The 25,960-nt window shown below is 60.9% G+C and carries 23 protein-coding genes; 8 read left to right on the top strand and 15 right to left on the bottom strand.

Annotated features, from left to right (window positions below; translation table 11 throughout):
* Positions 1–2,265: a bifunctional 23S rRNA (guanine(2069)-N(7))-methyltransferase RlmK/23S rRNA (guanine(2445)-N(2))-methyltransferase RlmL gene (gene rlmKL, locus NTD80_RS03865; RefSeq protein ID WP_262132217.1), complete on the bottom strand. Its 2,265-nt coding sequence runs from the start codon at positions 2,263–2,265 to the stop codon at positions 1–3.
* 542 nt (positions 2,266–2,807) lie between these two features.
* On the opposite strand from rlmKL, the gene rmf reads away from it, so the two are divergent.
* On the top strand, positions 2,808–3,023 hold the full coding sequence (gene rmf / locus NTD80_RS03870; RefSeq protein ID WP_002553055.1) for a ribosome modulation factor: 216 nt from the start codon (positions 2,808–2,810) through the stop codon (positions 3,021–3,023).
* Positions 3,024–3,207: 184 nt separating this feature from the next.
* Here the strand turns inward: rmf and NTD80_RS03875 are convergent, their stop codons facing one another.
* The 5 genes from NTD80_RS03875 to sctC form a co-directional block, all read right to left on the bottom strand.
* On the bottom strand, positions 3,208–4,260 hold the full coding sequence (locus NTD80_RS03875) for a quinone-dependent dihydroorotate dehydrogenase (protein WP_065909540.1): 1,053 nt from the start codon (positions 4,258–4,260) through the stop codon (positions 3,208–3,210).
* A gap of 86 nt (positions 4,261–4,346) precedes the next feature.
* Positions 4,347–4,808, bottom strand: coding sequence for a transglycosylase SLT domain-containing protein (locus tag NTD80_RS03880; protein WP_262132218.1), 462 nt, complete (start codon positions 4,806–4,808; stop codon positions 4,347–4,349).
* A complete protein-coding gene (locus NTD80_RS03885) occupies positions 4,801–5,220 on the bottom strand; it encodes a winged helix-turn-helix domain-containing protein (RefSeq protein WP_262132219.1) in 420 nt (139 codons plus the stop codon). The genes NTD80_RS03880 and NTD80_RS03885 overlap by 8 nt, the downstream gene beginning before the upstream one ends.
* Before the next feature lie 155 nt (positions 5,221–5,375).
* Entirely contained in the window at positions 5,376–5,600 is a 225-nt protein-coding gene (locus NTD80_RS03890; RefSeq protein WP_262132220.1) for a FliM/FliN family flagellar motor switch protein, read from the bottom strand.
* 15 nt (positions 5,601–5,615) lie between these two features.
* Entirely contained in the window at positions 5,616–7,079 is a 1,464-nt protein-coding gene (sctC, locus tag NTD80_RS03895; protein WP_410017405.1) for a type III secretion system outer membrane ring subunit SctC, read from the bottom strand.
* Positions 7,080–7,330: 251 nt separating this feature from the next.
* Between sctC and NTD80_RS03900 the strand changes: the two genes are divergently transcribed.
* The 4 genes from NTD80_RS03900 to NTD80_RS03915 all read left to right on the top strand — a co-directional run bounded on the left by NTD80_RS03900 (position 7,331) and on the right by NTD80_RS03915 (position 12,239).
* Complete coding sequence (locus NTD80_RS03900; RefSeq protein WP_065909535.1) at positions 7,331–8,557, top strand: CmpA/NrtA family ABC transporter substrate-binding protein; 1,227 nt, start codon at positions 7,331–7,333, stop codon at positions 8,555–8,557.
* Between the two features lie 13 nt (positions 8,558–8,570).
* Positions 8,571–9,146, top strand: a complete 576-nt coding sequence (locus tag NTD80_RS03905) for an ANTAR domain-containing response regulator (protein ID WP_065909533.1) — start codon at positions 8,571–8,573, stop codon at positions 9,144–9,146.
* 211 nt (positions 9,147–9,357) lie between these two features.
* Entirely contained in the window at positions 9,358–10,569 is a 1,212-nt protein-coding gene (locus NTD80_RS03910; protein WP_262132223.1) for a nitrate/nitrite transporter, read from the top strand.
* A complete protein-coding gene (locus tag NTD80_RS03915) occupies positions 10,569–12,239 on the top strand; it encodes a bifunctional protein-serine/threonine kinase/phosphatase (RefSeq protein ID WP_262132224.1) in 1,671 nt (556 codons plus the stop codon). Before NTD80_RS03910 ends, NTD80_RS03915 begins: the two co-directional genes overlap by 1 nt.
* A gap of 61 nt (positions 12,240–12,300) precedes the next feature.
* Here NTD80_RS03915 and NTD80_RS03920 read toward each other — a convergent pair whose 3' ends face one another.
* The 8 genes from NTD80_RS03920 to ppsA all read right to left on the bottom strand — a co-directional run bounded on the left by NTD80_RS03920 (position 12,301) and on the right by ppsA (position 20,398).
* Complete coding sequence (locus NTD80_RS03920) at positions 12,301–13,281, bottom strand: OmpA family protein (protein ID WP_010208496.1); 981 nt, start codon at positions 13,279–13,281, stop codon at positions 12,301–12,303.
* 107 nt (positions 13,282–13,388) lie between these two features.
* Positions 13,389–13,979: an RNA polymerase sigma factor SigX gene (gene sigX / locus NTD80_RS03925; RefSeq protein ID WP_003193286.1), complete on the bottom strand. Its 591-nt coding sequence runs from the start codon at positions 13,977–13,979 to the stop codon at positions 13,389–13,391.
* A gap of 87 nt (positions 13,980–14,066) precedes the next feature.
* Positions 14,067–14,891, bottom strand: a complete 825-nt coding sequence (locus tag NTD80_RS03930) for a mechanosensitive ion channel family protein (RefSeq protein ID WP_003175519.1) — start codon at positions 14,889–14,891, stop codon at positions 14,067–14,069.
* Between the two features lie 2 nt (positions 14,892–14,893).
* Positions 14,894–15,139, bottom strand: a complete 246-nt coding sequence (locus NTD80_RS03935; protein ID WP_005790375.1) for a hypothetical protein — start codon at positions 15,137–15,139, stop codon at positions 14,894–14,896.
* An 86-nt stretch (positions 15,140–15,225) separates the two neighbouring features.
* A complete protein-coding gene (locus NTD80_RS03940) occupies positions 15,226–16,221 on the bottom strand; it encodes a zinc transporter ZntB (RefSeq protein ID WP_213553521.1) in 996 nt (331 codons plus the stop codon).
* A 25-nt stretch (positions 16,222–16,246) separates the two neighbouring features.
* Entirely contained in the window at positions 16,247–16,738 is a 492-nt protein-coding gene (gene rraA / locus NTD80_RS03945) for a ribonuclease E activity regulator RraA (protein WP_032887592.1), read from the bottom strand.
* 188 nt (positions 16,739–16,926) lie between these two features.
* On the bottom strand, positions 16,927–17,916 hold the full coding sequence (locus NTD80_RS03950) for an alpha/beta fold hydrolase (protein ID WP_201145707.1): 990 nt from the start codon (positions 17,914–17,916) through the stop codon (positions 16,927–16,929).
* A 106-nt stretch (positions 17,917–18,022) separates the two neighbouring features.
* Positions 18,023–20,398, bottom strand: a complete 2,376-nt coding sequence (gene ppsA / locus NTD80_RS03955; protein ID WP_106802940.1) for a phosphoenolpyruvate synthase — start codon at positions 20,396–20,398, stop codon at positions 18,023–18,025.
* Between the two features lie 178 nt (positions 20,399–20,576).
* Here ppsA and NTD80_RS03960 point away from each other — a divergent pair, with 178 nt between their 5' ends.
* Positions 20,577–21,395, top strand: a complete 819-nt coding sequence (locus NTD80_RS03960) for a pyruvate, water dikinase regulatory protein (RefSeq protein ID WP_034128357.1) — start codon at positions 20,577–20,579, stop codon at positions 21,393–21,395.
* Between the two features lie 166 nt (positions 21,396–21,561).
* Here the strand turns inward: NTD80_RS03960 and NTD80_RS03965 are convergent, their stop codons facing one another.
* A complete protein-coding gene (locus NTD80_RS03965) occupies positions 21,562–22,986 on the bottom strand; it encodes a PLP-dependent aminotransferase family protein (protein ID WP_262132228.1) in 1,425 nt (474 codons plus the stop codon).
* Between the two features lie 160 nt (positions 22,987–23,146).
* Between NTD80_RS03965 and NTD80_RS03970 the strand changes: the two genes are divergently transcribed.
* Together NTD80_RS03970 and moeB are read left to right on the top strand one after the other, a co-directional pair.
* Entirely contained in the window at positions 23,147–24,040 is an 894-nt protein-coding gene (locus NTD80_RS03970) for a DMT family transporter (RefSeq protein ID WP_162946161.1), read from the top strand.
* A 35-nt stretch (positions 24,041–24,075) separates the two neighbouring features.
* Positions 24,076–25,938 carry a molybdopterin-synthase adenylyltransferase MoeB gene (gene moeB, locus NTD80_RS03975; protein ID WP_262132230.1) on the top strand — a complete coding sequence of 621 codons (1,863 nt, stop codon included), beginning with the start codon at positions 24,076–24,078 and terminating at the stop codon, positions 25,936–25,938.
* Positions 25,939–25,960: the final 22 nt, after the last annotated feature.

Genomic DNA, 25,960 nt, shown 5'->3' on the forward strand with positions numbered 1-25,960 from the left:
TCAGCGAGCGGTGATTTTCCACGCCCGATGGATCTTCGCATTACGCGCAAAATCCGGGTCGATGGTCTTGTCGCTGATTTCCTCGACCGCGTAGCGCTCGCTGAGGTTGTCCTCGAGCTGGAACTTGCGGAAGTTGTTCGAGAAGTACAGCACGCCACCCGGTGCCAGGCGGGCCATGGCCAGGTCGAGCAACTGCACGTGGTCACGCTGCACGTCGAAGATGCCTTCCATGCGCTTGGAGTTGGAGAAGGTCGGCGGGTCGATGAAGATCAGGTCGAACTCATCGCGGCTGGCCTCCAGCCACGCCATCACATCACCCTGCTCCAGGCGGTTCTTGTCGGAGAAACCATTGAGCGAGAAATTGCGACGAGCCCAATCCAGGTAGGTCTTGGACAGGTCGACGCTGGTAGTGCTGCGCGCGCCGCCCTTGGCAGCATGCACACTGGCGGTGGCGGTGTAGCAGTACAGATTGAGGAAGCGCTTGCCGGCCGCTTCCTTCTGGATGCGCATGCGCATCGGGCGGTGGTCGAGGAACAGGCCGGTGTCCAGGTAGTCGGTGAGGTTGACCAGCAGCTTCACGCCGCCTTCGCTGACCTCGGTGAACTTGCCCTGGGCGCTTTGGCGCTCGTACTGCTTGGTGCCGCTCTGACGCTCGCGACGCTTGACCACCACGCGGCTCTTGTCGATGTTCAGCGCCTGGGGAATCGCGGCCAGGGCATCGAACATGCGCGCCGAGGCTTTTTCCGGGTCGATGGACTTCGGCGCAGCGTATTCCTGCACGTGCACCCAATCGTGGTACAGGTCGATGGCCATCGAGTATTCCGGCATGTCGGCGTCGTACACCCGATAGCAATCCACGCCTTCACGCTTGGCCCACTTGCCCAGCAGCTTGAGGTTTTTCTGCAGGCGGTTGGCGAACATCTGCCCGCCTTCGCTCAGGCGCGCCTGCTCGACCACGGGGGTCGGGGCCGGCTTGATCGGGTTACCGTTCTTGTTGTACTGGCGCTCTTGCGGCTCGGCCGGGGCCTGGTCGTAGGCGGCTTGCTCACGCTCGGCCTGGCGCTGTTCCGGGGTACGGCGCTCGCCAGTGACGAACTGATCCGGATTGACTTTGATCAGCAGCAATTTGCACGGCAAGGCGCCGTTCCAGAACGAGTACTGCTTGTGGCTGCGGATGCCCATGCGCTTGCCGAGGTCCGGCGCGCCGGTGAACACTGCCGCCTCCCACCCCATGCACGCCTGGCGCAGACGCTCGCCGAGGTTCTGGTAGAGGTACAACAGGCTGGCTTCGTCACCCAGGCGCTCGCCGTACGGCGGGTTGCAGATCACCAGGCCTTTCTGGTGCTGGTCCGGACGCGGCTCGAAGGTGCCGACTTCGCCCTGGTACACCTTGATCCAGTGGCTGAGACCGGCGCGCTCGATGTTGTTGCGCGCAGGCTGGATCAGGCGTGGGTCGGCTTCATAGCCACGCACCCACAACGGCGGCTTGTTCATGCCGATGGCCGCACGTTCGGCAGCTTCGGCGTGCAGTTTTTTCCACAGCGCCGGGACGTGACCGAGCCAGGTGGTGAAACCCCACAGCTCGCGGTTCAGGTTCGGCGCCATGTCGGCGGCGATCATTGCGCCTTCCACCAGGAAGGTACCTACGCCGCACATCGGGTCCGTCAACGCGCCGCCTTCGGCAGCAATACGCGGCCAGCCTGCACGGATCAGGATCGCAGCGGCCAGGTTTTCCTTCAACGGCGCGGCGCCCTGCTGCAGGCGATAGCCGCGCTGGTGCAAGCTGTGGCCGGAGAGGTCGAGGGACAGGATGGCTTCGCCACGGTCCAGGCGCAGGTGGATGCGCAGGTCCGGGTTGATCTTATCGATGGACGGACGCTCGCCGGTCGGGGTGCGCAGCTTGTCGACGATCGCATCCTTGACCTTGAGTGCGCCGAAGTGCGTGTTGTCGATGCCCGAGCCGTGACCGCTGAACTCCACGGCCAGGGTGCCGTCCGGGACCATGTGGTCGGCCCATTCGATATCCAGCACGCCGTGGTAGAGGTCTTCGGCGTCCTTCATCGGGAAGCGCTTGAGCACCAGCAGCACGCGGTTAGCGAGGCGCGACCAGAGGCACAGGCGGTAGGCGGTTTCCATGTCGGCCATGCCGCGCACGGCCGAGGTGTGCTCGCGGGCTTCCTCAAGGCCAAGCCCGACGGCTTCCTCGATCAGCAGGCCTTCGAGGCCCTTGGGGCAAGTGAGGAAGAGTTCAAAACGGTCCGACATGGGCATTCCAGGCTTTTCAGCAATTAATGAACGGGCGACGCATCGCCGGTTCGGTTTTCAATCAAGCACTTTTCTTGAAGAGTGCTCGCGTGGCACGAATGTGCCGTCCCACCCCGTCTGACGGGCGCTTGAGCCTTTATCGACGGGGCAGAGAGAAGTTTCCAAACAACAAAGCAGTAACAAAAAGAAATATTCCGACCCTTCGTCGAATAATAACCGACTGCAACGAGCGGGCATTCTCACTAAAGGATTAAACCTGTCCTCTTTGCAGGGTGCATCATAGCTGGCTTTGCCGAATAAATGGGGCGAAAAGCCATCCCAGCTTATGGCTATAGCATCGTTATCGTTACGTGCTTATGACAAAACGATCATTGAATCCATGTGACCTATTGGTTAGAACTCAACACAGGTTGGCGCCGTAACGACGCCGACACATAGGCTCGCCACGCCGGCAGCGAGCCCACCAACGGCAGAAAAACTCTGCCCGGCCTCGGACGAGGCCGAAGGATATCTAGACAGTCAACAAGTGAGGGAAACACCCTATGAGAAGACTTAAGCGTGATCCGTTGGAAAGAGCATTTTTACGCGGATATCAATATGGCGTTCATGGCAAATCCCGTGAGCTTTGCCCATTTACTCTACCGTCGGTACGCCAAGCCTGGATCAACGGCTGGCGAGAAGGACGTGGCGACAACTGGGACGGTATGACTGGCACTGCGGGCATCCACAGACTCAACGAACTTCACGCCGTCGGCTAATCAAGGGCTTTTAATTCCGACATCACCACGAATACGCAACGACTTAACCACGCACGCCCTATCCAGGCGGCGGGCTTCGGCCCAGGGGGCTCCTTTTGAGGAGCCCTTTTTTATTGTCTCGAATAGGCTTGCCGCGTGTTGGGTTGCGCGGCAGGCCCGGACACCGGGCGCTGCATCTCTGGGCTTATTGGGGCTGCTGCGCAGCCCAACGCGGGGCAAGCCCGCTCGCCACAATGGCGTCCACCGACTCACGGATCAGCGCCGGGCCTTTATAGATGAAGCCCGAGTAGAGTTGCACCAGGCTTGCGCCGGCGGCGATTTTCTCGGCCGCGTGTTTGCCTTCGGTAATACCGCCTACCGCGATGATCGGCAGCCGCCCTGCCAGCTCGGCAGCCAGCACCTTGACGATGTGCGTGCTCTTGTCACGCACCGGCGCGCCCGACAAGCCACCCGCCTCATCCCCATGGGCCAGGCCTTCGACACCGACACGGCTCAAGGTGGTGTTGGTCGCGATTACCGCGTCCATGCCTGAATCAACCAGGGCCTGGGCCACCAGCACGGTTTCTTCATCGCTCATGTCCGGGGCAATCTTGATTGCCAACGGCACGCGCTTGCCATGACGCACGGCCAGGTCTTCCTGGCGCTGACGCAGGGCTTCGAGCAATTGCTTGAGCGAGTCACCAAACTGCAGGCTGCGCAGGCCCGGGGTGTTGGGCGAGCTGACGTTGACGGTGACATAGCTGGCGTGGGCGTAGACCTTGTCCAGGCAGATCAGGTAATCATCGACCGCGCGTTCTACCGGGGTATCGAAGTTCTTGCCGATATTGATCCCCAGGATGCCCTTGTACTTCGCCGCTTGAACTCGCGACAACAGATGATCGACACCGAGGTTGTTGAAACCCATGCGGTTGATGATCGCCTCGGCTTCCGGCAGGCGGAAAATTCGGGGCTTGGGGTTACCTGGCTGTGGCCGTGGGGTCACAGTGCCGATTTCGACAAAGCCGAAACCCAACTGCGCAAAGCCATCGATGGCGGCGCCGTTCTTGTCCAGGCCAGCAGCCAAGCCGACCGGGTTGGGGAACTCCAGGCCCATCACCGAGACCGGCATTTTCGCCGGAGCCTTGCATACCAGGCCATTGAGCCCCAGACGCCCACCGGCACCGATCAAGTCCAGCGACAGATCGTGGGAGGTTTCCGGGGAGAGTTTGAACAACAGCTGGCGGGCCAGGGTATACATGGGCGGGCTAGACTCGGATGGCGGCGAAAGGTGGCGCCGATTATAGCCGGGGTGACGGGCTACACGCGAGGCATGCCGCCCAAACATCAATAGCGCTGCGTGACCAGGGCTTCATAACGCGTCCAGATTTTTTCCGCATAGCGCAGGCGCAATGCCTCGCGCTGCGGCCCGGGCCCGGGTCCCACGTTGTAGGAACCCACGGCTGTCCAGTTGTAGCCAAAGCGCTGGATAAACTCGGCAAGAATCGAAGCCCCCACCTCGACTGACAGGCACGGCTCACTCAGCAAGCGCTCCTCGGTAATCCCCTGTTTGAGCAAGCGAGGCAAATGGATGCTGCTGATCTGCATCAGCCCGATATCCCGAGTTCCATTACGGTTGGCAGGGCTGATCACGTCCGCACGGTAACCCGATTCCACGTCGGCGATAGCCTGCAGCAATTCCGGCTCGATACCATAACGACTGGCCGTTTCTTCCCAGCAATAGGCGAGGGCCCGATGGCTGCTCATCAACACGCCGAGCAACAAGCCCTTGATACACAACCTAAGCATGTTTTATTCGCTCATGCCCTGACTGCACATGCCTGACTTGACCGCAAACCGCGCACACCTGCTCCATCCCACCTGGAGCTTGCACCTCAAGCCTGACCGGACAGGTGAAGCGGTACCCTCGACCGTAGATCGTCTTGATGAACCCCTTGTCGGTCCCCAGGTATTTACGCAGTGAATAAATGCAGCGGGTCAGCGACTCCTCGGCCACCTCTCCCTGGGGCCATGCGAGTTCCAACAAGCGATCCTTGGTCATCAACACGCCGCCGGAAGCCAGCAGCAGGCGCAAAACGTGCCACTCCTTTGGCGGCAACTGAACATCCGCGTGCTCGCCAGTCAGACGACCATCGCCGTGCAGGGTCCATTGAGCGAAAACCAGGGGAGTCCTCGTCAATTGATTACCCACGACGGCCATACCTACCTCGGCATTCAACAGCTGACATTCAAGTCCCTATTTCCAGTAATGGCGCCTACGCCCACGGCACGACTATAAAAACCTGACTCACGGCTCACGCTAGGAAAAAGCCCGTACATTCCGCGATTTTCGTAACCTTCATGTCAGACATTTCTCTATCCAGCCCAACCAGGCGCCCATTCCTGGTACACCTCATGCAGCTCCACCCCTAACCTGTCCTCCAATTGCACCAATTCGCCCAAGGCCAGTAACTGGCCGTTAACCCGTACTTCCACGCAGTGAATGATCTCGGGCGCCAAGGGCAACACCTTCCCTGGGGCGAACGCTGCCACGCGCCTGCGGCTGATCAGTTGTTCCTGCAGTAGGATTTCCAGATGCATGGGGTAACGCCTTATTCATGGTGAGATATCACGCCCCGGGTGCACAAAAGCACGTTGCACACGCTCGTATTGCGACGCCGTCAACGGAGGTGGCCCGACACCCCCTGCCAGCGTCTTCACCTCGCTGCCCACGGCCTGCGCCTGAATGACAAACAGGCGTACTTCGGCCCTGCGCATCGGCCCCGTACCGCGCCCCTGCTCCCCGGTATCGCGGCGAAACACGCCCAGCCACAACCGTTTGCCTGGCTCGACACGCACCACACTGCCCACGCCCACTTGTCCGACCGCAGTGGGCCTGGCGTGCCGTCCGGCTTCGGTCATCGGGCGGCCGTCCTCAATGTCGATGAGCATCTCGATCTGGTTGGCCTCGGCAAAACGTGGCAAGACACTGACCTGGGTGGCGTAACGCACCGGTTTCCAGCTCGCCTCTTCCTCACCGGGGGCCGGCAGGTAGAACGTGTAGTTGTCCTGGAACACTGCCGGCACATTCTCCTGGGTCATCATCACCGGCAACGTCACCACCCTCGCCCGTCGTTTACGCTCCAGCGCCGCGATGTGCGCCATCAAGCGGTTATCATCCGAAGGCTTCAGGAGTTGAGTGGTCATTGGCCTGGCGTTGTCATCCCCGGCCAGGCCGAGCTTTTTCAATTCATCCTGGTCGACGTCCACCAGCCACAGCGAAACCTCGATCGACCGCTTGGGCAGGTCCAGCTCCGCCACCAGTGCCTGGATGAAGCTCACCTGCGCAGGCTTGCCCTTGATCAGCAGGCTGTTGGTATCCGGGTACGCGATGACGGCAAGGCTCTTGTCTGCCAGTGCCCCCTTCAGCTCACTGGACAGCACGGACTCGATCATCGACGCCATCCCCGGCACGGTGACGGGCCGGTCGCTGGAGCCGTACTGCCGGTCCGCCACCGCACTGTTGAGCACCTGGACCACGCCGAATGCCTGGGTCCCCATACGCAGGTCAGCCCTTTGCCGATCCATCATCCGGGCCAGGTGCAGCACCTGGTCGACATAGCTCGGCGGCCCGGACACATAGAATGTCCGCCCACCACTCGCGCGCAGCGGATAGCGTGACTCGTCGAGACCCGAGCGGCGCATCAGGGCGCGCAGCCTGTCGATGGAAATGTGCCGTAACGTCACCGCGGAGCTTTTGGCCTCGCCAGCGTCATAGACGTACAGCACTTGCCCGTCGCTGTACCAGATCAGACCCTGCTGCAACGCAAGCGCCTCCAGGGTCTGCTGGGGTACATCCAGGTCGAGCACCCCGCTGAAACGTTTGCGCGCGACCTCGCGGCTGACGACGATGGGCAGGCCCAAAGGCAACGACAGCGCGGTAAACACGGTATGCAGGCTGTCGTCCTGCGCCTGGTAGTGCTCGCCACAGGCAACCACGTTGGCCAGCATCAGTGCGGCCAACAGGAGCCAGCGGCAACACCGTAGGCGTGGGATCGTTGCGGGAAAGTCAGCGTGCACCGTGGGGTTTCCTGGGTGGGCCTGGCATTGAGATTGCGGCCATACTGAAAGCCAGGCCGGTTTCAATCTTGATGGAAAGTTGACGGCAGACTGCGCCTGCCAGCCCGTGGCATGTGCCTTGCTTGGAACTCTGTATCAGAGCGCACACCAATGGTGGAGTGTGCTTACGGACAAAGGCGTCGTTACCCGCAATGGCTTGCAGCGCCATCTGAGGGAACGGCGCTTTTTTGTGAACGAAAAGGTAGGTGTTGATGAACGATTCGGTAGGCAGCAGCCCGGCGAGCGACCCGCTGGCCTGGGTCAACGGCAGCGATGCCCCGGAAAAAAGCAGCCTCGACCTGGGCTTCATGGCCTTGAGCGATTGCGCATCGCTGGTGGTGGCTGCCACCCAGGGCTTCGCTCAACCTTACGGACTGACCCTGAACCTCAAGCGCCAAAGCTCGTGGGCCAACCTGCGCGACAAACTGGTCAGTGGTGAACTGGATGCCGCCCACAGCCTTTATGGGCTGATCTATGCAGTGCACCTGGGCATCGGCGGCGTCGCGCCCACCGACATGGCGGTGCTGATGGGGCTCAACCAGAACGGCCAGAGCATTAACCTGTCCCACGGCTTGCAGCAGCAAGGCGTGATCACTCCTGAAGCGCTCGACCGCCACGTGCACCAAAGCCGAACAAAACTCACCTTCGCCCAGACTTTTCCTACCGGCACCCACGCCATGTGGCTGTATTACTGGCTGGCAAGCCAGGGCATTCATCCATTGCAGGACGTGGACAGCGTCGTGGTTCCTCCCCCGCAAATGGTTGCGCACCTGCAGGCGGGACGCATCGACGGCTTCTGCGTCGGCGAGCCCTGGTGCGCCAGCGCGGTCAAGCAGAACCAGGGGTTCACCCTGGCGACGACCCAGGCGATCTGGCCGAACCATCCGGAAAAGGTTCTCGGCTGCACCCAGGCCTTTGTCGATCAGTACCCCAACACCGCCCGCGTATTGGTGATGGCGATCCTGGAGGCCAGCCGTTTTATCGAGCAGAACAACGAAAACCGCCGCTCCACCGCGCAGTTGCTCAGCGGCCGCGAGTACCTTGATGCGCCACTCGACTGCATCGAACCGCGCCTGCTGGGCGCCTATGACGACGGCCTGGGCAACCAGTGGCAAGACCCCCACGCCCTGCGTTTTTTTGCCGGTGGCGAGGTCAACCTGCCCTACCTCTGCGATGGCATGTGGTTCATGACCCAGTTCCGGCGCTGGGGCCTGCTACGCGAAGATCCCGACTACCTGGGCGTGGCCCGCCAGGTGCAGCAACTGGCGCTGTATCGCCAGGCCGCCGATGCCTTGGGTATCACTGATAACGGCCAAGACATGCGCAGCAGCCAACTGATCGACGGCAAAGTCTGGGACGGCTCCGACCCCGCGGGCTACGCGCGCAGCTTTCGCCTGCACGCCATGGCTGATCATGCCAGCCGCCATGCCTTGCGCTGAGAGGAGGCCCCCAATGCTGCGAATCCTGTTGATCAACGACACCCCGCGCAAGGTCGGCCGCCTCAGGGCGGCGCTGATCGAAGCCGGTTTTGAGGTGATCGATGAATCGGGCCTGACCATCGACCTGCCGGCGCGCGTCGAAACGGTGCGCCCGGACGTGATCCTGATCGATACCGAGTCGCCGGGCCGCGATGTGATGGAGCAAGTGGTGCTGGTCAGTCGCGACCAGCCCAGGCCGATCGTGATGTTCACCGACGAGCACGACCCGAATGTGATGCGCCAGGCGATCAAGTCCGGGGTCAGCGCCTACATCGTCGAAGGTATCCAGGCCCAGCGCCTGCAGCCGATCCTCGACGTGGCCATGGCGCGTTTCGAAAGCGACCAGGCCTTGCGCGCCCAGCTGCAGGCGCGTGACCAGCAATTGGCCGAGCGCAAGCGCATCGAGCTGGCCAAGGGCATGCTGATGAAAATGAAGGCGTGCAATGAAGAAGAGGCCTACACCTTGATGCGCCGCCAGGCCATGAGCCGCCAGCAGAAGCTGATTCAGGTGGCAGAGCAGATTATCGCCATGAACGAGCTGCTCGGCTGATGTGGCGCAGCTCTTGCTAAAGAATCATCACAGGTAGCCAACGGCGGTTGCCCCTCCACGACAAAGACGTCGCACACCCGGTTTGCCCTCGCGAACCCGGTGGCGGCGTTTTTTCGTTTTGTCCCCCTTTTCCGGGGCAAGGTGGGGCGGCCCTAGCCGGCTGTTCCATCACCAGGCCTTTTTACAAGACTTCCAACCGTTGAGGTGCGTGATGAAATCAAGCTTCTGGAAATCCGGGCACACCCCGACCCTGTTTGCCGCGTTCCTGTATTTCGACCTGAGCTTCATGGTCTGGTACCTCCTGGGTCCACTGGCGGTGCAAATTGCAGCCGACCTGCACCTGACCACTCAACAACGCGGCCTGGTCGTCGCGACTCCGATCCTCGCGGGCGCAGTACTGCGCTTCCTGATGGGCATGCTGGCCGACAAGCTGTCGCCCAAGACCGCCGGACTGATCGGCCAGGTGATTGTGATTGCCGCGTTGTTTGGCGCCTGGAAACTCGGCATCCACAGTTACGAGCAAGCGTTGCTGCTTGGGGTGTTCCTCGGCATGGCTGGCGCATCGTTCGCCGTGGCGCTGCCGTTGGCGTCGCAGTGGTATCCGGCTGAACACCAGGGCAAGGCTATGGGCATTGCCGGTGCCGGCAACTCGGGCACGGTGTTCGCCGCCTTGCTCGCCCCGGTGCTGGCAGCCGCGTTTGGCTGGAGCAACGTGTTCGGTTTTGCCTTGATTCCACTGGTGCTGACCCTGGTGGTCTTCGCCTGGCTGGCGCGCAATGCGCCGCAGCGGCCGCAAGCCAAATCCATGGCTGACTATTTCAAGGCACTTGGCGACCGCGACAGCTGGTGGTTCATGTTCTTCTACAGCGTGACCTTTGGCGGCTTCATCGGCCTGGCCAGCGCCCTGCCCGGCTACTTCAACGACCAGTATGGCCTGAGCCCGGTAACGGCCGGCTACTACACCGCGGCCTGCGTGTTCGGCGGCAGCCTGATGCGCCCGTTGGGCGGCGCCCTGGCGGATCGCTTCGGTGGAATCCGCACCCTGCTGGGCATGTACAGCGTGGCGGCGATCTGCATCGCGGCGGTCGGCTTCAACTTGCCCAGTTCCTACGCGGCGCTGGCCTTGTTTGTCTGCACCATGCTTGGACTGGGCGCCGGAAATGGCGCGGTATTCCAACTGGTGCCGCAACGTTTCCGGCGCGAAATCGGCGTGATGACCGGCCTGATCGGCATGGCCGGCGGCATCGGCGGTTTCGCCCTGGCCGCGGGCATGGGTGCAATCAAGCAAAGCACCGGCAGCTATCAGATGGCCTTGTGGTTGTTCGCCAGCCTGGGTGTGCTGGCCTGGTTCGGCCTGCACGGCGTCAAGCGGCGCTGGAGAACCACCTGGGGTTCGGCCGCCGTGACCGCCGCACGCGTCTGATGAGCCTGCGACTGAGCGTCGCCCACGCCAGCGTCATCGGCCCTCGGGCGGAAAACCAGGACGCCCTGCGCGTCGTCACCCCCGTGGCGGAACTGGCGGCGAGCAAAGGCTACCTGTGTGCCATCGCCGACGGGGTGAGCCAGTGCGCCGATGGCGGCCTGGCCGCGCGCTCGACCGTGCAGGCCCTGGCCCTGGACTACTACGCCACGCCGCCGACCTGGGGCGTGGCTCAGTCTCTGGAGCGCTTACTGTTGGCGCAGAACCGCTGGCTACAGGCCAATGGCGGTGGCCAGCCCTTGCTCACGACCCTCAGCGCCCTGGTGTTTCGCGGGCAACGTTTTACCCTGGCCCATGTCGGCGATTGCCGGGTCTACCGCTGGCTGGACGGCGAGTTGCAGCGCATCAGCGAAGACCACGTCTGGGAGCAGCCGGGTATGCAGCATGTGCTCAAGCGTGCGCTGGGCCTGGATCAACACCTGGTGGTGGACTTCCTGGACGGCCAATTGCGCGAAGGCGAGTGCTTTTTGCTGCTCAGCGACGGCGTATGGGCAACCCTGGGCGATCACAGCATCCGTGCGATCCTGCGCGAACAAACCGACCTGGACTGGGCGGTCAACACGCTGGTGAATACTGCGCACCTGGCCGGCAGCCAGGACAATGCCAGCGCCCTGCTGGTGCGCATCGACACCCTCGGCGCAGCCACCCTCGGCGATGCGCTGGTGCAGTTGCAGCAATGGCCACTGCCCCCGCCCTTGAAAGCCGGGCAGCAGTTCGAGGGCTGGCAAGTGGAAAGCGTGCTCGCGCACAGCCGACAATCCGTGCTGTACCGTGTGCGCGATGCGCAGCAGCAACCCTGGCTGCTGAAAACCCTGCCACTGAATCGCGACGATGACCACGACGCCGGACAGGCACTGTTATCCGAGGAGTGGTTTTTGCGCCGCGTGGCCGGTCGCGCATTTCCTGAAGTGCACGCCGCCAGCGCGCGTCAGCATCTGTATTACGTCATGCGCGAATACCCGGGACACACCCTGGCCGAACTGTTCAAGCAACATGGCCCATTGCCATTGGCGCAGTGGCAATCGGTGGCCGAACGCTTGCTGCGCGCGGTAGGCATGCTGCACCGGCGACAGATCCTGCACCGCGACATCAAGCCGGAAAACCTGCTGCTGGGCGACGACGGTGAGCTGCGCGTGCTGGATTTCGGCCTGGCCTACTGCCCGGGACTCTCGGAAGATCGTGCTCACGCACTGCCAGGCACCCCGAGTTTCATCGCCCCCGAGGCATTTAATGGTGAGCGCCCTACGGCTCAACAGGATTTATACAGCGTCGGTGTGTGCCTGTATTACCTGCTGACCGGGCATTATCCCTACGGTGAAATCGAAGCCTTCCAAAGGCCCCGATTCAATCAGGCGGTCAGCGCCAGCCGCTATCGCCCCGATCTGCCGGACTGGCTGCCCCTCAGCCTGGAGCGAGCCGTGGCCGCCCAGCCTGCGCAACGTTATGAAACCGCCGAGGAATGGCTGTTGACGCTGGAACAGGCCGATCGCCGCGAGCTGAGTATTCGCCCCAGGCCGCTATTGGAGCGCGAACCACTGAAGGTCTGGCGGACGTTGGCGCTGCTGTCGCTGCTGATCAACCTGGTGCTGCTGTATGGAATTTTTCACGGCTGATGCCAAATCGCAGGCGAAAAAAAGCCCGGCCTAAGCCGGGCTTTTTTCTACCACTCAGTAATTACTGAGCTTGAGCTTCAACCGACGCTTCTACGCGACGGTTAACAGCACGACCAGCTTCAGTTGCGTTGTCAGCAACTGGGCGGGATTCGCCGTAACCTACTGCGGTGATGCGGCTAGGAGCCACGCCGTCTTTAACCAGGACTTGCTTAACAGCGTCAGCACGACGCTGGGACAGCTTCTGGTTGTAGGCGTCTGGACCTACGGAGTCAGTGTGACCAGCAACTTCTACGTTGGTAGCTGGGTACTGAGCCATGAAGTCGGCCAGGTTTTTCACGTCGCCGTAGCTGTTAGGCTTAACAACGGACTTGTCGAAGTCGAACTTGACGTCCAGCTCAACACGAACAACCTGAGCAACTGGAGCTTCTGGCTCTGGAGTTGGCTCTGGAGCTGGAGCTGGGGTAGGAGCTGGAGCGACTGCGCCAGCGTTACCGCCGAAGTTTACGCCCAGGCCAACCAGTGCGGAGTAGTCCCACTTGCCGTTGTCCAGACCGTAGTCAGCTTCAACACCGGCACGAGCGTACAGGTTGTTGGTGAAGTAGTACTTCACGCCAGTACCAACGGTAGCGAAAGTAGTCTGGTCGCGACCGCTGTGGCCGTCAGCCTGAACGTTGGTACGGCTCTGGTGACCGAAACCGCCTTCTACGTATGGACGCAGGCTGTCTACGCCAGCTTGACCGAAGTGATACTGGGCAACCAGGCTGCCGGTATCGCCTTTGATCTTCTGGTTACCAGTACCGTCGTTCGAACGGGTGTGGTTGGTCTTGTCGTAGGACAGGTTCAAGGACAGGTCGTCGGTCAGGAAGTAACCGATGCGAGCGCCAGGATTGAAGCCGTCTTCGATGTGCTTGACGCTATCGTTGTACTGCTTCTTGTAGAACAGCTCGCCTTCAACTGCGCCTTGGCCTTGTGCCAGAACGCCGAAAGAAGTAGCGGCAATAAGAGAACCAATGGCCAAGCCCAAGGTGTTTTTCAGTTTCATCCGTTAAATCCCCATCTGGTGATTGTAAAGCAGTCCCACAAACCGGGGGACAACTCGGCGACAAGTCTAACAGAACTTGCCTACACGTAAGAGATATTTGCCACGCACTAAGTTTCAGTCTCGCCCGCAAATTTCTCACGTAATTTATCTAGAGCACGTTTGTAACGCATTTTTGTAGCACTCAAACCCATATGCATGATGTCGGCGATTTCCTGAAACTCCAGCTCTGCGACAAATCGTAGCACCAGAATTTCACGGTCAATCGGGTTCACATGCACCAACCAGCGATCGAGTCCGCCCTTCTCCTCGGGTGCCGGCGCCTTTTCTTCAGACGCTTCCTCAAGGGGGTCCAGACTCAAGGCGTCCATCAAGCGACGCTTTCGCCGTTCCTTCCGATACTGCGTGATGCACTCGTTGTACGTGATGCTGTATAGCCATGTCTTGAACTTCGATTTGCCCTCGAAGTTCTTCAGGCCGTACAGCACCTTGAGCATCACTTCCTGACAGACATCATCCGCATCTCTATCGTTCCCTAAATACCTTGAACAAACGTTGAACAAAGTGCGTTGATATCTGCGCATCAATTCTTCGTACGCGCGAGTTACGTGAAACAGCTCCGTGTGCGAGCGCGCGACCAACTCCTCATCAGAGAGCTCACGGGGGTCATAGCGCGTGGACAGCGTTTGGGCTTTATTCAAAACAAGTCGTGCCGACAGTCAGGTCAATGTCCGCCACAGCCCGGTCAGCCGGGTTTGCGGCGGCGTACATTAGCAGGGTTTGCCGGATTAGCGGCTACTGACCTGCTGCTCCAGGAGAATCCGATTGGACAGCGACACCAGGTCGCCGTCATCGGTCAGCACTGTCGTCTTGACTGTGCCGATCTCCTCGATTTGCCCTTCGACCTCGCCTACACGCACCTGTTGCCCTACCTGATACAACTCACGCACATAGATTCCCGCAAGAATCTGCCCGGCAATTTCCCGGCTTCCCAACCCCATGGCCAGCGCAACGGCCAGACCAACGGTAATCAAAACAATCACAATCACGTGGTTGAGCAGGTCAGTCTTGACCTCCAACTGGCTGATCGCGACCGAAATACTGATGATGATCACCAGCCCCTGGGCGATACGCCCCAGGCCAGCAGCATAGTCCAACCCCACACCTTCGGCGGCGCCGCGCACCAGCCCATTGGCCAGTTGCGCCAGCAAAACACCTACCAGCAGAACCAGCGCGCCGCCGAAAACCTTCGGCAAATACAGCGCCAGCATGTCGAGCGTAGCTGAAACTCGCTCAAGTCCAAGTGATTGGGCCGCAGAAACCAGAAAAATCAGTAAAACGAACCAATAGACGATCTTGCCAATCAGGGTAGAGATCGGCACCTGCAGCCCGGCACGGCCCAACAGCTTGGTCAGGCCGGTACCTGCCATCAAGCGATCCAGGCCCAATTTCGCAAGCAATTTGGACAGCAGGGTGTCGAGCAGCTTGGCCACGACAAAGCCCAGCAATACCAGGACCAAGGCACCAAACAGGTTGGGAATGAAATTCGCCACCTTGGTCCACAATGCGGTCATCGCGGTGACCAGGCTCTGGGTCCAGAGATCAAGTTCCATATTCAATCAGCCTTATCAGCAGTGCGAGCAAGAGGTTTACGACGGGAAACCGGTGATACGTGGGCCGAACCGTTGTTCAGGGCCATCATCAACGCCGGCAGCCAACGGCCGAGCAGACCGAACAAGTCCCCCGCCCCCACCTGACGGTTGGCGGTTTTCAACACGCGGCCCAGGCAGGCGTCGTCGTCACGGTTGGACGGCGACGCATTGAGCATGTCACGCAAAGACTGTTCGAACGGATCGTGCATAAAGACCTCTCGCAAGTGTTTTAAAAGACGAGGGTAAAATTCTTGGGGTCACATAGGACCCTTCCTACGTTCAGGTCATATTCAGCTCAAACCCAGCGCAATCGTCGAAATAGCCACCATTGTCCGAGCGCGACCGACACCATCAACAGGCACGCAATCACGAATCCATAGGGGCTGGCGGAGAACGGTATCCCGCCCACATTTATACCCAACAAACCGGTCAGGAAACTCATCGGCAGGAAGATCCCGGTGATGATCCCGAAGCGATACATGGTGCGGTTCATGCGTACGCTCAAGCGCCGGTCTTCGGTCTCAAGCACAAGCCCCACGCGCTCCCGGGTCAATTCGAGCTCTTCCAGGTAGCGGGTCAGGCTGTTGTTCAATTCGTTCCAGTAGTCGGCATCGTCATCACAAAACCACGGCAACCTGATCCGCGTAAGCTGGGCAAAAATTTCCCGCTGCGGCGACAGGAATCGCTTGAGCCCGGCCGCTCGGCGGCGGATCTGCAAGACGCTGCCATGCTCCGGCGTGTACCGTTCGTCGGCATCGAGTTTTTCTTCCTCTACGTCGACGATTTCAGACAGGTCGGTGACCAGATCCTGCACTTTATGGGTCAGGTACTGGGCCATATAAAGGATGAGTTCCGAAGCCGTCTTCGGCCCTTTGCCCTCCGCCAGTTGCACCAACAGCTCATCGGTGGCGCGCAGTGGGCGCAAGCGCAACGAAATCACCCGACTGGCGGCCGCAAAGATGCGCACCGACACCATGTCTTCTGGCTCAGCCCCCGGGTTGAGGTTGATCCCGCGCAGGAACAGCAGCAATTCCGAGTCCGGCAGCGGCAACAGGCGCGGGCGGGTGTTCTCCTCCAGCAACAGGTCACAGGCAAACTCGCTCAAGCCGCTGGATTTGCGCAGCCAGGTCTGGGTTTGCGGGTGACTGCGGTCCCAGTGCAGCCACAGGCTTTCCTGGGGCTGCAGTTGCAAGTCGTCGAGCTCAGTCCGGGCAATCGAACGCGCACCGCCTTTACCGTCCAGCACCAGGGCATGCACCAGCCCCCACTGCGCGTTTTCTTCCTCGAACATCCTTACCCCTGTCGTCTATTGCGGTTTATTCAGGCATTTTCAGCGGGCTTGGCGAGACGATCACGCCGTTGTTGTCCGCATAGATGTACTCGCCCGGGCGGAACGTCACACCGGCGAAGGTAACCACCACGTTCAAGTCGCCGATGCCGCGCTTGTCGGTCTTCATCGGATGGCTGGCCAGGGCCTGCACCCCCAGGTCGGTCTGGGCGATAACGTCGACGTCACGGATGCAGCCGTAGATCACCAGCCCTTCCCAACCGTTTTTCGCGGCTTTTTCGGCGATCATGTCGCCCAGCAGCGCGCGGCGCAGGGAACCGCCGCCGTCCACCACCAGCACCTTGCCAGCGCCCGGCTGGTCGGCCTGCTCCTTGACGAGGGAGTTATCTTCGAAGCACTTGATGGTGACGATCTCGCCACCGAAAGAGTCTCGGCCGCCGAAATTGCTGAACATCGGCTCGACCACCTGCACCAGGTCCGGGTAGGCGTCGCACAAGTCGGGGGTCACGTAATGGTTCATTGAAAAATTCCTTTCCGTCAAAGAAGTGTCTTTCGAAAGAAGCACGGGCCGAAGCAGGTGCGAAACATCCCATCCGCCTGGCCGCAACGCAATAGCCACTGCGCGACTGAATATGACCAGAAGCGTTTACCGCGTCATATCTTAGCCGCAACCACACACGAGTGAAACGCCCTTGGCAGAGCGCTGCATCAAACGCTGGCCGCGACCTCGGCCGGGGCGCCGAACAACGGTGTCAGCGGATCTTTCAGCCATTGCGCCACCAGCGGCCACACTTCCATTTGTGCGGCTTTGCTGACCAGCATCTCCACATGCCCGAAATCACCGGTAAAACCTTGCTGACGCCCCAGGCACAGGTACTGGCGATGCTGCGAACCGATTTGTTCGAACAACTTGCGACAGGCCCAATCGGGGTCCTGGTGGTCGCCTGCAGCACTGACGGCCAGCAGCGGCACATCAACGTCGGCCAGGCCTTTCCACCAATCCTGCTTGCCTTCGCCAAAGCGGCCAAACAGCCCATTCCAACGCATGGCTTCGACCAGCACGCCTGCCGGCTCGTCCTCCGGGCCGCGCTTGAGCCGCGAGCCGGACAGTTGACCAAAACGCTTGAGCAGCAAGCGGCCGGTCCACTCCACCGGCGGGATTTTCAACGGCCAGTGGGTGCGACTGACCTGGCAGCCAAAAAGGGCCACCGAGGCCACCGCCGGCGCGCCAAGATGCTGCCCGCCGAGGGCCGCCGCCAGGGTCGTGCCGCCGAGGGAATGGCCGATCCAATGCGGGATCTGCGCACTTTGCTCGCGCACAAACGCACCAATCGCCGGCAAATCGTAACGCGCGTAATCGGCGACGCGGTTCCTGGCGTAATCGTGATTGCGCCGCGACAGGCCATGGCCGCGCATTTCCGGGATCCACACGTCGAATCCCTGGCGCGCCAGGTAAGCCCCCAGGCCGATCCCTTTGGGCGAATACCAGAAGCGCCGATTGGAAAAACTGCCATGCAACAAAATGACCGGGATGCCCCGGTTTTCCGGGACATCGGCCAAGCCCAAACGGGTAACGGCCAGCTCGACGGTGCCGTCGGGGCTGTTGCCGGGTTTGAGGCGATACACATCTTCACTCAGGTCGCCACGACGTTCAGCGCTGATCAAGGCGACGGGAAACAGGTTGCTGCTGCTTTGCATAATGCTCTTGCACAAAAAAGGGCGGCGTCCGGAAGGAGTTCCGCCCTGCACAGATAAGAATGCCGGTCACCCTTGACGAGTGACCGGCACTTTTGACGTATCGACCTTAAGCCGAAGCTTGGCCTTCGGCCAGGAAGAACCAGGTTTCCAGCACGGAATCGGGGTTCAGCGAGACGCTTTCGATGCCCTGCTCCATCAGCCACTTGGCCAGGTCAGGGTGATCGGAAGGGCCTTGGCCGCAAATCCCGATGTACTTGCCGGCCTTGTTGCAGGCCTGGATGGCGTTGGCCAACAGCTTCTTGACGGCCGGGTTACGCTCATCGAACAGGTGGGCGATGATCCCGGAGTCGCGGTCCAGGCCCAGGGTCAGCTGGGTCAGGTCGTTGGAACCGATGGAGAAACCGTCGAAGAATTCCAGGAACTCCTCGGCCAGGATCGCGTTGGACGGCAATTCGCACATCATGATGACGCGCAGGCCGTTTTCGCCCCGGGACAAGCCGTTTTCGGCCAACAGGTCCACCACCTGGCTCGCCTCGCCCAGGGTGCGCACGAAGGGCACCATGATCTCGACGTTGGTCAGGCCCATCTCGTTGCGCACGCGCTTGAGGGCGCGGCATTCGAGTTCGAAGCAGTCACGGAACGCTTCGCTGATGTAACGCGAGGCGCCACGGAAGCCCAGCATCGGGTTTTCTTCTTCCGGCTCGTAGAGCTTGCCGCCGATCAGGTTGGCGTATTCGTTGGACTTGAAGTCCGACAGCCGCACGATGACCTTTTTCGGGTAGAACGCCGCTGCCAGGGTGCTGATGCCTTCCACCAGCTTCTCGACATAGAAGCCCACCGGGTCGTTGTAGCCGGCGATGCGCTTGTCGACGCTTTCCTTGATGTCCAGCGGCAGGCCGTCGTAGTTCAACAGGGCCTTGGGGTGCACGCCGATCATGCGGTTGATGATGAATTCCAGGCGGGCCAGGCCGACACCGGCGTTCGGCAATTGCGCGAAGTCGAAGGCGCGGTCCGGGTTGCCGACGTTCATCATGATCTTGAACGGCAGGTCAGGCATGGCGTCGATGGAGTTTTGCTTGATGTCGAAGCCCAGTTCGCCTTCGAAGATGAAACCGGTATCGCCTTCAGCGCAGGACACGGTCACGCCCTGGCCGTCCTTGAGCAGTTGGGTCGCGTTGCCGCAACCCACTACCGCAGGAATCCCCAGCTCACGCGCGATGATCGCCGCGTGGCAGGTACGCCCGCCACGGTTGGTGACGATGGCGCTGGCACGCTTCATCACCGGCTCCCAGTCCGGGTCGGTCATGTCGGACACCAGCACGTCGCCCGGCTGGACTTTGTCCATCTCGGACACGTCCTTGATGATCCGCACCTTGCCGGCGCCGATGCGCTGGCCGATGGCACGGCCTTCCACCAGCACGGTGCCGGTTTCCTTGAGCAGGTAGCGTTCCATGACGTTGGCCGAAGTGCGGCTTTTCACGGTTTCCGGACGTGCCTGCACGATGTACAGCTTGCCGTCGTCACCGTCCTTGGCCCATTCGATGTCCATCGGGCACTTGTAGTGCTTCTCGATGATCATCGCCTGCTTGGCCAGCTCGCTGACTTCAGCGTCGGTCAGGCAGAAGCGCGCGCGCTCGGCCTTATCGACCTCAACGGTTTTCACCGAACGACCGGCCTTGGCCTCGTCGCCGTAGATCATCTTGATGGCCTTGCTGCCCAGGTTGCGGCGCAGGATGGCCGGGCGACCCGCTTCGAGGGTGCCCTTGTGTACGTAGAATTCGTCGGGGTTGACCGCGCCTTGTACGACGGTTTCGCCCAGGCCGTAGGCGCCGGTGATGAACACCACGTCACGGAAACCCGATTCGGTGTCCAGGGTGAACATAACGCCGGCGGTGCCGGTTTCCGAACGCACCATGCGCTGCACGCCGGCAGACAGGGCCACCAGCTTGTGGTCGAAACCCTGGTGCACGCGGTAGGAAATGGCGCGATCGTTGAACAGCGAGGCGAACACTTCCTTGGCCGCGCGGATCACGTTTTCCACGCCACGGATATTAAGGAAGGTTTCCTGCTGGCCCGCGAAGGAGGCGTCCGGCAAGTCTTCGGCGGTGGCCGAGGAGCGCACGGCAACCGCCATGTCCGGGTTGCCGGCCGAGAGCGTCGCGAAGGCGCTGCGGATTTCTTCGTTAAGCTTCTCGGGGAACTCGGCGTCCATGATCCACTGGCGGATCTGGGCACCGGTCTTGGCCAGGGCGTTGACGTCATCGACGTCCAGAGCGTCCAGCGCGGCGTGGATCTGAGCGTTGAGGCCGCTCAGCTCAAGGAAATCGCGGTAAGCCTGGGCCGTGGTGGCGAAACCACCGGGCACCGACACACCAGCGCCTGCAAGATTACTGATCATCTCGCCGAGGGATGCGTTCTTGCCCCCCACGTGCTCTACATCATGGACGCCGAGCTTATCGAGGGAAACTACGTACTCTACCAAGGTGATCTCTCCACTTTCTGTGTTGGAAAAGCTCAGGACGCCGGCGGCTCAGTAGGAGCTAACGCCAGCGCTTGTGGCCTGGACCTGGAAAATAAGTGAGAATGCGGCCCACTGCGGGACGGCAAAATCGCGCCTATCATATCCAAGATTCGCCATCAGCTTAAGGCCCAGGGCTCAAATGAAACGATCTGCTTTCTTTATCTCCGACGGCACCGGCATTACAGCCGAAACACTGGGTCAAAGCCTGCTCGCGCAGTTCGAAAACATTACCTTCGCCAAATTCACGCGGCCCTACATCGACAGCGTGGATAAAGCGCGGGCCATGGTACAACAAATCAATCTGGCGGCTGAAAAAGACGGCTTTCGCCCGATCATTTTCGACACCATCGTCAATCAAGACATCCGTGAGATCCTCGCAACCTCCAATGGTTTCATGATCGACATCTTCTCGACCTTCCTGGCGCCACTGGAGCAGGAGTTGAGTGAACATTCCTCCTATTCGGTCGGAAAGTCCCATTCCATTGGGCATAACTCCAACTATATGGAGCGTATCGAGGCGGTGAACTTCGCCCTCGACAACGACGACGGCGCCCGCACGCACTACTACGACAAGGCCGACCTGATCCTGGTCGGCGTGTCGCGTTGCGGCAAGACCCCGACCTGCCTGTACATGGCCATGCAATTCGGCATCCGTGCGGCCAATTACCCGCTGACCGAGGACGACATGGAGCACCTGACGTTGCCCACCGCCCTGCGCGCCCATTCGCACAAGCTGTTTGGCCTGACCATCGATCCGGACCGCCTCACCGCGATCCGCAATGAGCGCAAGCCCAACAGCCGCTACTCCAGCTATGCCCAGTGCGAATTCGAAGTGCGCGAAGTGGAAAATCTGTTCCGCCGCGAGAACATTGCGCATATCAATTCCACGCATTTCTCGGTGGAAGAGATTTCGGCGAAGATTTTGGTGGAGAAGGGCGTGGAGCGGCGCTTCAAGTAATGACAGGCAGGCGCTGACTGTGGCGAGCGGGCTTGCCCGCGTTGGGCGGCGAAGCAGCCCCCATCAAGATGAATGCGGTGTGTCAGGCGGTCCTCAGTCACTGGTTTTGGGGCTGCCAGGCAGCCCAACGCGGGGCCAGCCCGCTCGCCACAAGGACCACCGTCATTTACAGGTGAAAGCGCCCGCCGCCCTGCCCCAGCGCGGTGGCCAGCGCATCAAACCCCGCCCGCAACAACTGATCATCCCCCGACGTATTGCAGATGCTCGCGCGGATAAACTGCGGCACCGCCGTCTGTCCCACGGCAAAGGCCTCGGCGGTAGCGATCAGATAGTTGTTCTGCTTGAGTTCCGCCTCGATTTCCGACGCGCGCCACGGCTCCGGCACTTCGATCCAGAAATGCGGGCTGTTCAGGTGGGTGCGGTATTGCAGGCCCGCCAACAAATCCTGCACCAACGCCTTGCGCCGGCTGATCTCGTTGATCTGCTGGCGCAGCAGGTATTCCGCCGTGCCGTTCTCGATCCACTGGGTGGCCAATTCCAGAGTCACCGGCGTGGCCATCCAACAGGTGGAACGCAATGCCGCCGAGATACGGCTGACCAGCGCCGGTGGTGCATGCACATAGCCCACACGCAGCCCGGCCGACACCGCCTTGCTCAAACTGCTGATCAAAATCGTACGTTCAGGGGCGAAATGACTGAGGGGTGGCGGCCGGTCTTCCACGAGGACGCCGTGGGCTTCGTCCTCGAGGATCAGCAGATTGTGTTCGCGGCACACCTTCACCAGCGCCTCGCGTCGCGCCTCCGATAACACCGCCGTGGTCGGGTTCTGGATGGTCGGCGTGCAATACAGCGCCGACACCCGGTGATTACGACAGACCTCATCCAGCGCGCTCGGCAGCACACCCTCCTCATCCATCTCCAGGCCGATCAAGCGCACGCCGAGCATGCGCGCGGCGGTGATCAGCCCTGGGTAAGTAAGTTGTTCGGTAACCACCGTGTCGCCGGCGCGCAATAGCGCCATCATCGCGCAGAGCAGGCCATGCTGGCCGCCGTTGACGCAGATAACCTGTTCGGGGATCGGGTGAAAATCGCGCTGTACCAACCACTGCGCGCCCGCATCGCGATAACGCGGCAGGCCGGCATCCGGGGTATAGGCGCTGATGTCCTGGAGGAACTTGGCATTGGTCGACAGGGTTTGGAAACTCTGGGCCAGGAAGGCGGTTTCCTGCCCCGGAATATGCATGTTGCGGCTCATGTCGAAGTACTGGCGCGGCTCCTCGCTGAAATTGCGAAAGCCTTCATCACGCTGGCGCTCCATCCCACGCTTGCGCACGAATGTGCCGTCACCCACCCGCGCCACTACCAGCCCGAGGCGTTCCAGTTCGCCGTAGGCCCGGCTGATGGTACCGATGGTCACCCCGAGATTGTCGGAAAGCACCCGATGGGGCGGCAGTTTTCGTCCGGGTTCAATCAAGCCTTCTAGGATGCCCCGTTCCATGACATCGGACAGGCGCTTGTACTTCACGCCCTGCCCGTTGGACAACCCCTCACGCATAATTGACACCATGTCAATATTTGTTTTGACAGCCATCTTTCGCCCTAATAGTGTGCTTTTACGGGTTCAATCGTCGAATTTTACAACTCATTACAAGCTCAATATAGAGTTCAATTTCGGCTCAGGGAAGCAATAAACGATGCCAATGTCCGCCGTTCTCGAAAACACCGCGAAAACAAAAACTCAAAAACAGTGGTTGGCCGCACTGGTCACCAGCGTGATGTTCCTGATCGTGTGCCTGAGCTGGGGCACCACTTGGCTGGGGATCAAGATTGCCGTGGAGAGCGTGCCGCCGCTGACCTCCGCCGGCCTGCGCTTCCTGATCGCCTTCCCGCTGTTCCTGTGTTTTGCCCTGGTGCGCCGCGAGCCCATCCTGTTTCCTCGCGAGAGCCGCTGGTTCTTCGTGTTCGTGACGCTGTCGTACTTCAGCGTGCCGTACTACCTGCTCAACTACGGTGAAATGCACGTGTCGTCGGGCCTCACCGCCCTGCTGTTCAGCTGCATGCCGGTGTTTATCCTGATCTTCTCGGCGCTGTTCCTGCGCGAGCGCATCTACTTTTCCCAGGTCGTCGGCATCGGCATCGGTTTCGGCAGCCTCTACATGATCATCAAGAGCCAGGGCCTGCACCTGGACCACGCAGAGTTCTTCGGGGTGCTGGCAATTCTGACCGCCGCGATCATGCATGCCTTGTGCTACGTCATTACCAAGCAGAAAGGCAGCGCCATCAGCGTGATCACCTACAACACCCTGCCCATCGGCATCGCCGGGTTGATGCTGTTCGTGGCCGGCCTGTTTTTTGAAGCGCCGACCTTCGATGCCATCACCCTGCGCTCCTGGAGCGCGCTGTTCTACCTGGGGCTGGTGGCGTCGGTGGGCGGCTTCATCGTGTATTTCATGCTGCTCAAGCGCTTGAGCCCCATCATTCTGTCGTTCGTGTTCATCATTTTCCCGGTGTTCGCGGTGATCATCGGCGCCTGGTACGAAGGCGTGGCGATTTCCCGCGACCTGATGCTGTACTCGGCCATCCTCCTGGCCGGCTTTGCGATCACCAAATTGCCGATTGAAAAACTCCTGGCCAAGAAAAATTGACCGGCCCGGCCCTCCCACCACAACGCGAGAGAAACATGGACGTCCTCCGCCCCCTTGCCCTCGAACAGATCTACGCCCACGCCAGCCGCAGCTACCCCGAGGAATGCTGTGGCTTCGTGTTTGCCGATGGCAGCGTGTACCTGGGCAGCAATATCCAGAACGAGCTGCACCGCAGGAACCCCGAGATGTATGCGCGCAGCGCCGCCAACGGCTACACGTTTTCAGTGGCCGACACGCTGCTGATGAACAAAGCGTTTCGCAGCGACAACCCGGTGGTGGTGATCTACCACTCCCACCCGGACGTTGGCGCCTATTTCAGCGACGAGGACCAGGACAAGGCCCTGTTCATGGGCGAGCCGATCTACCCGGTCAGTTACCTGGTAGTCGATGTCCGCCAGGGCCAGGCCCTGGGCTCCAAGCTGTTTGCCTGGGACGGCCAGCATTTCGCTCCTCACCCCTTCAACGACCTGCACACGGAGTTGTCCATGAACGCTGTCTCTTTCCCCGACATTCTGGTTCGCGTGGCCAAGCTGCCGGAATCGACCCTCGAGGGCACCGGATCGACATTGCGCGAAGTCATTGAAAACCTCTGCAGCAGCCACCCACAGCTGCGCCCGCACCTGTTTCACGAAGCCAACAACCAGCTCAAGGAACACTTCCTGTTTACCGCCGAGGAAGAACTGATCGGCGCCGATGACCGGTTGCCGGAGAAGGCCAGGATCGAAGTGCTGCTCGCCACGTCCGGCGGCATCGACGTCGACACCCTGAGTAATGAAGAAGTACAGCGCTACGTGCGCCACATCACCCTGCCCGGCGTCGGTCGCGAAGGCCAGTTGAACCTGAAAAAAGCCAAGGTGCTGATCATCGGCACCGGCGGCCTGGGCTCGCCCATCAGCCTGTACCTGGCGGCGGCTGGCGTCGGCACCCTGGGCCTGGTGGATTTCGACGTGGTGGAAAGCAGCAACCTGCAACGCCAGATCGTGCACGGCAACAGCACCCTGGGCATGCCCAAGGTCGAATCCGCCAGGCAGCGCCTGCAGGACCTCAACCGTCATATCCAGATCAACGCCCACGATACCGCCTTGACGGCCGACAACGCCCTCGAACTGGTGGGCGCCTATGACCTGGTGATCGACGGCACCGACAATTTTGATACCCGCTACCTGGTCAACGATGCTTGCGTGCAACTGGGCAAGCCCCTCGTATACGGCGCTATCTACCGTTTCGACGGGCAGATCAGCGTGCTCAACTATAAAGGTGGGCCGTGCTATCGCTGCCTGTTCCCCAGCGCCCCCCCGGCGGAACTGGCCCCCAACTGCAGCGCCGGCGGGGTAATCGGCGTGCTGCCGGGGGTGGTCGGGATGATCCAGGCCACCGAGGCGATCAAATTGCTCATCGGCATCGGCGAGCCGCTGTCCGGCCGCTTGATGCGCTTCGATGCGCTGGCGATGAAGTTCAGCGAGATCCGTTTCAAGCGCCGCGCCGACTGCCCCTGCTGCTCCGAGCTGCGCCACACTGAAACCCGGGCGCCCGCGGTCTGTACCGATGCCATGCCGAGCCAACCGTCGCTGGCCGAAGAGCGCTACATCAAGCCTCGCGTGCTCAAGCAGGTGCTCGAACACCACCGCAGCGCCGATGTCCTGCTGGACGTGCGCGATGCCAGCGAACTGGAGGTGTGCAAATTACCGGGGGTGCTGCATATCCCCCTGGCCGAACTGGATGGCCACCTCGACAGCCTCAGCCGGGACAATACCCACTACCTGATCTGCTACGCCGGCACCCGTGCCGAGCAAGCGGCCAGCACCCTGCTGGCGGCGGGTTTCGCCAACACCAAAGTCTTGCAAGGCGGCATGAAACACTGGGTTCGCGACGTCGAACCCGACATGCCTTTGTACTGACCTCCGGCCATGGGCTCCTACC

Source organism: Pseudomonas sp. 13B_2.1_Bac1, from assembly GCF_025466155.1.
Classification (GTDB): Bacteria; Pseudomonadota; Gammaproteobacteria; order Pseudomonadales; family Pseudomonadaceae; genus Aquipseudomonas; species Aquipseudomonas aylmerensis.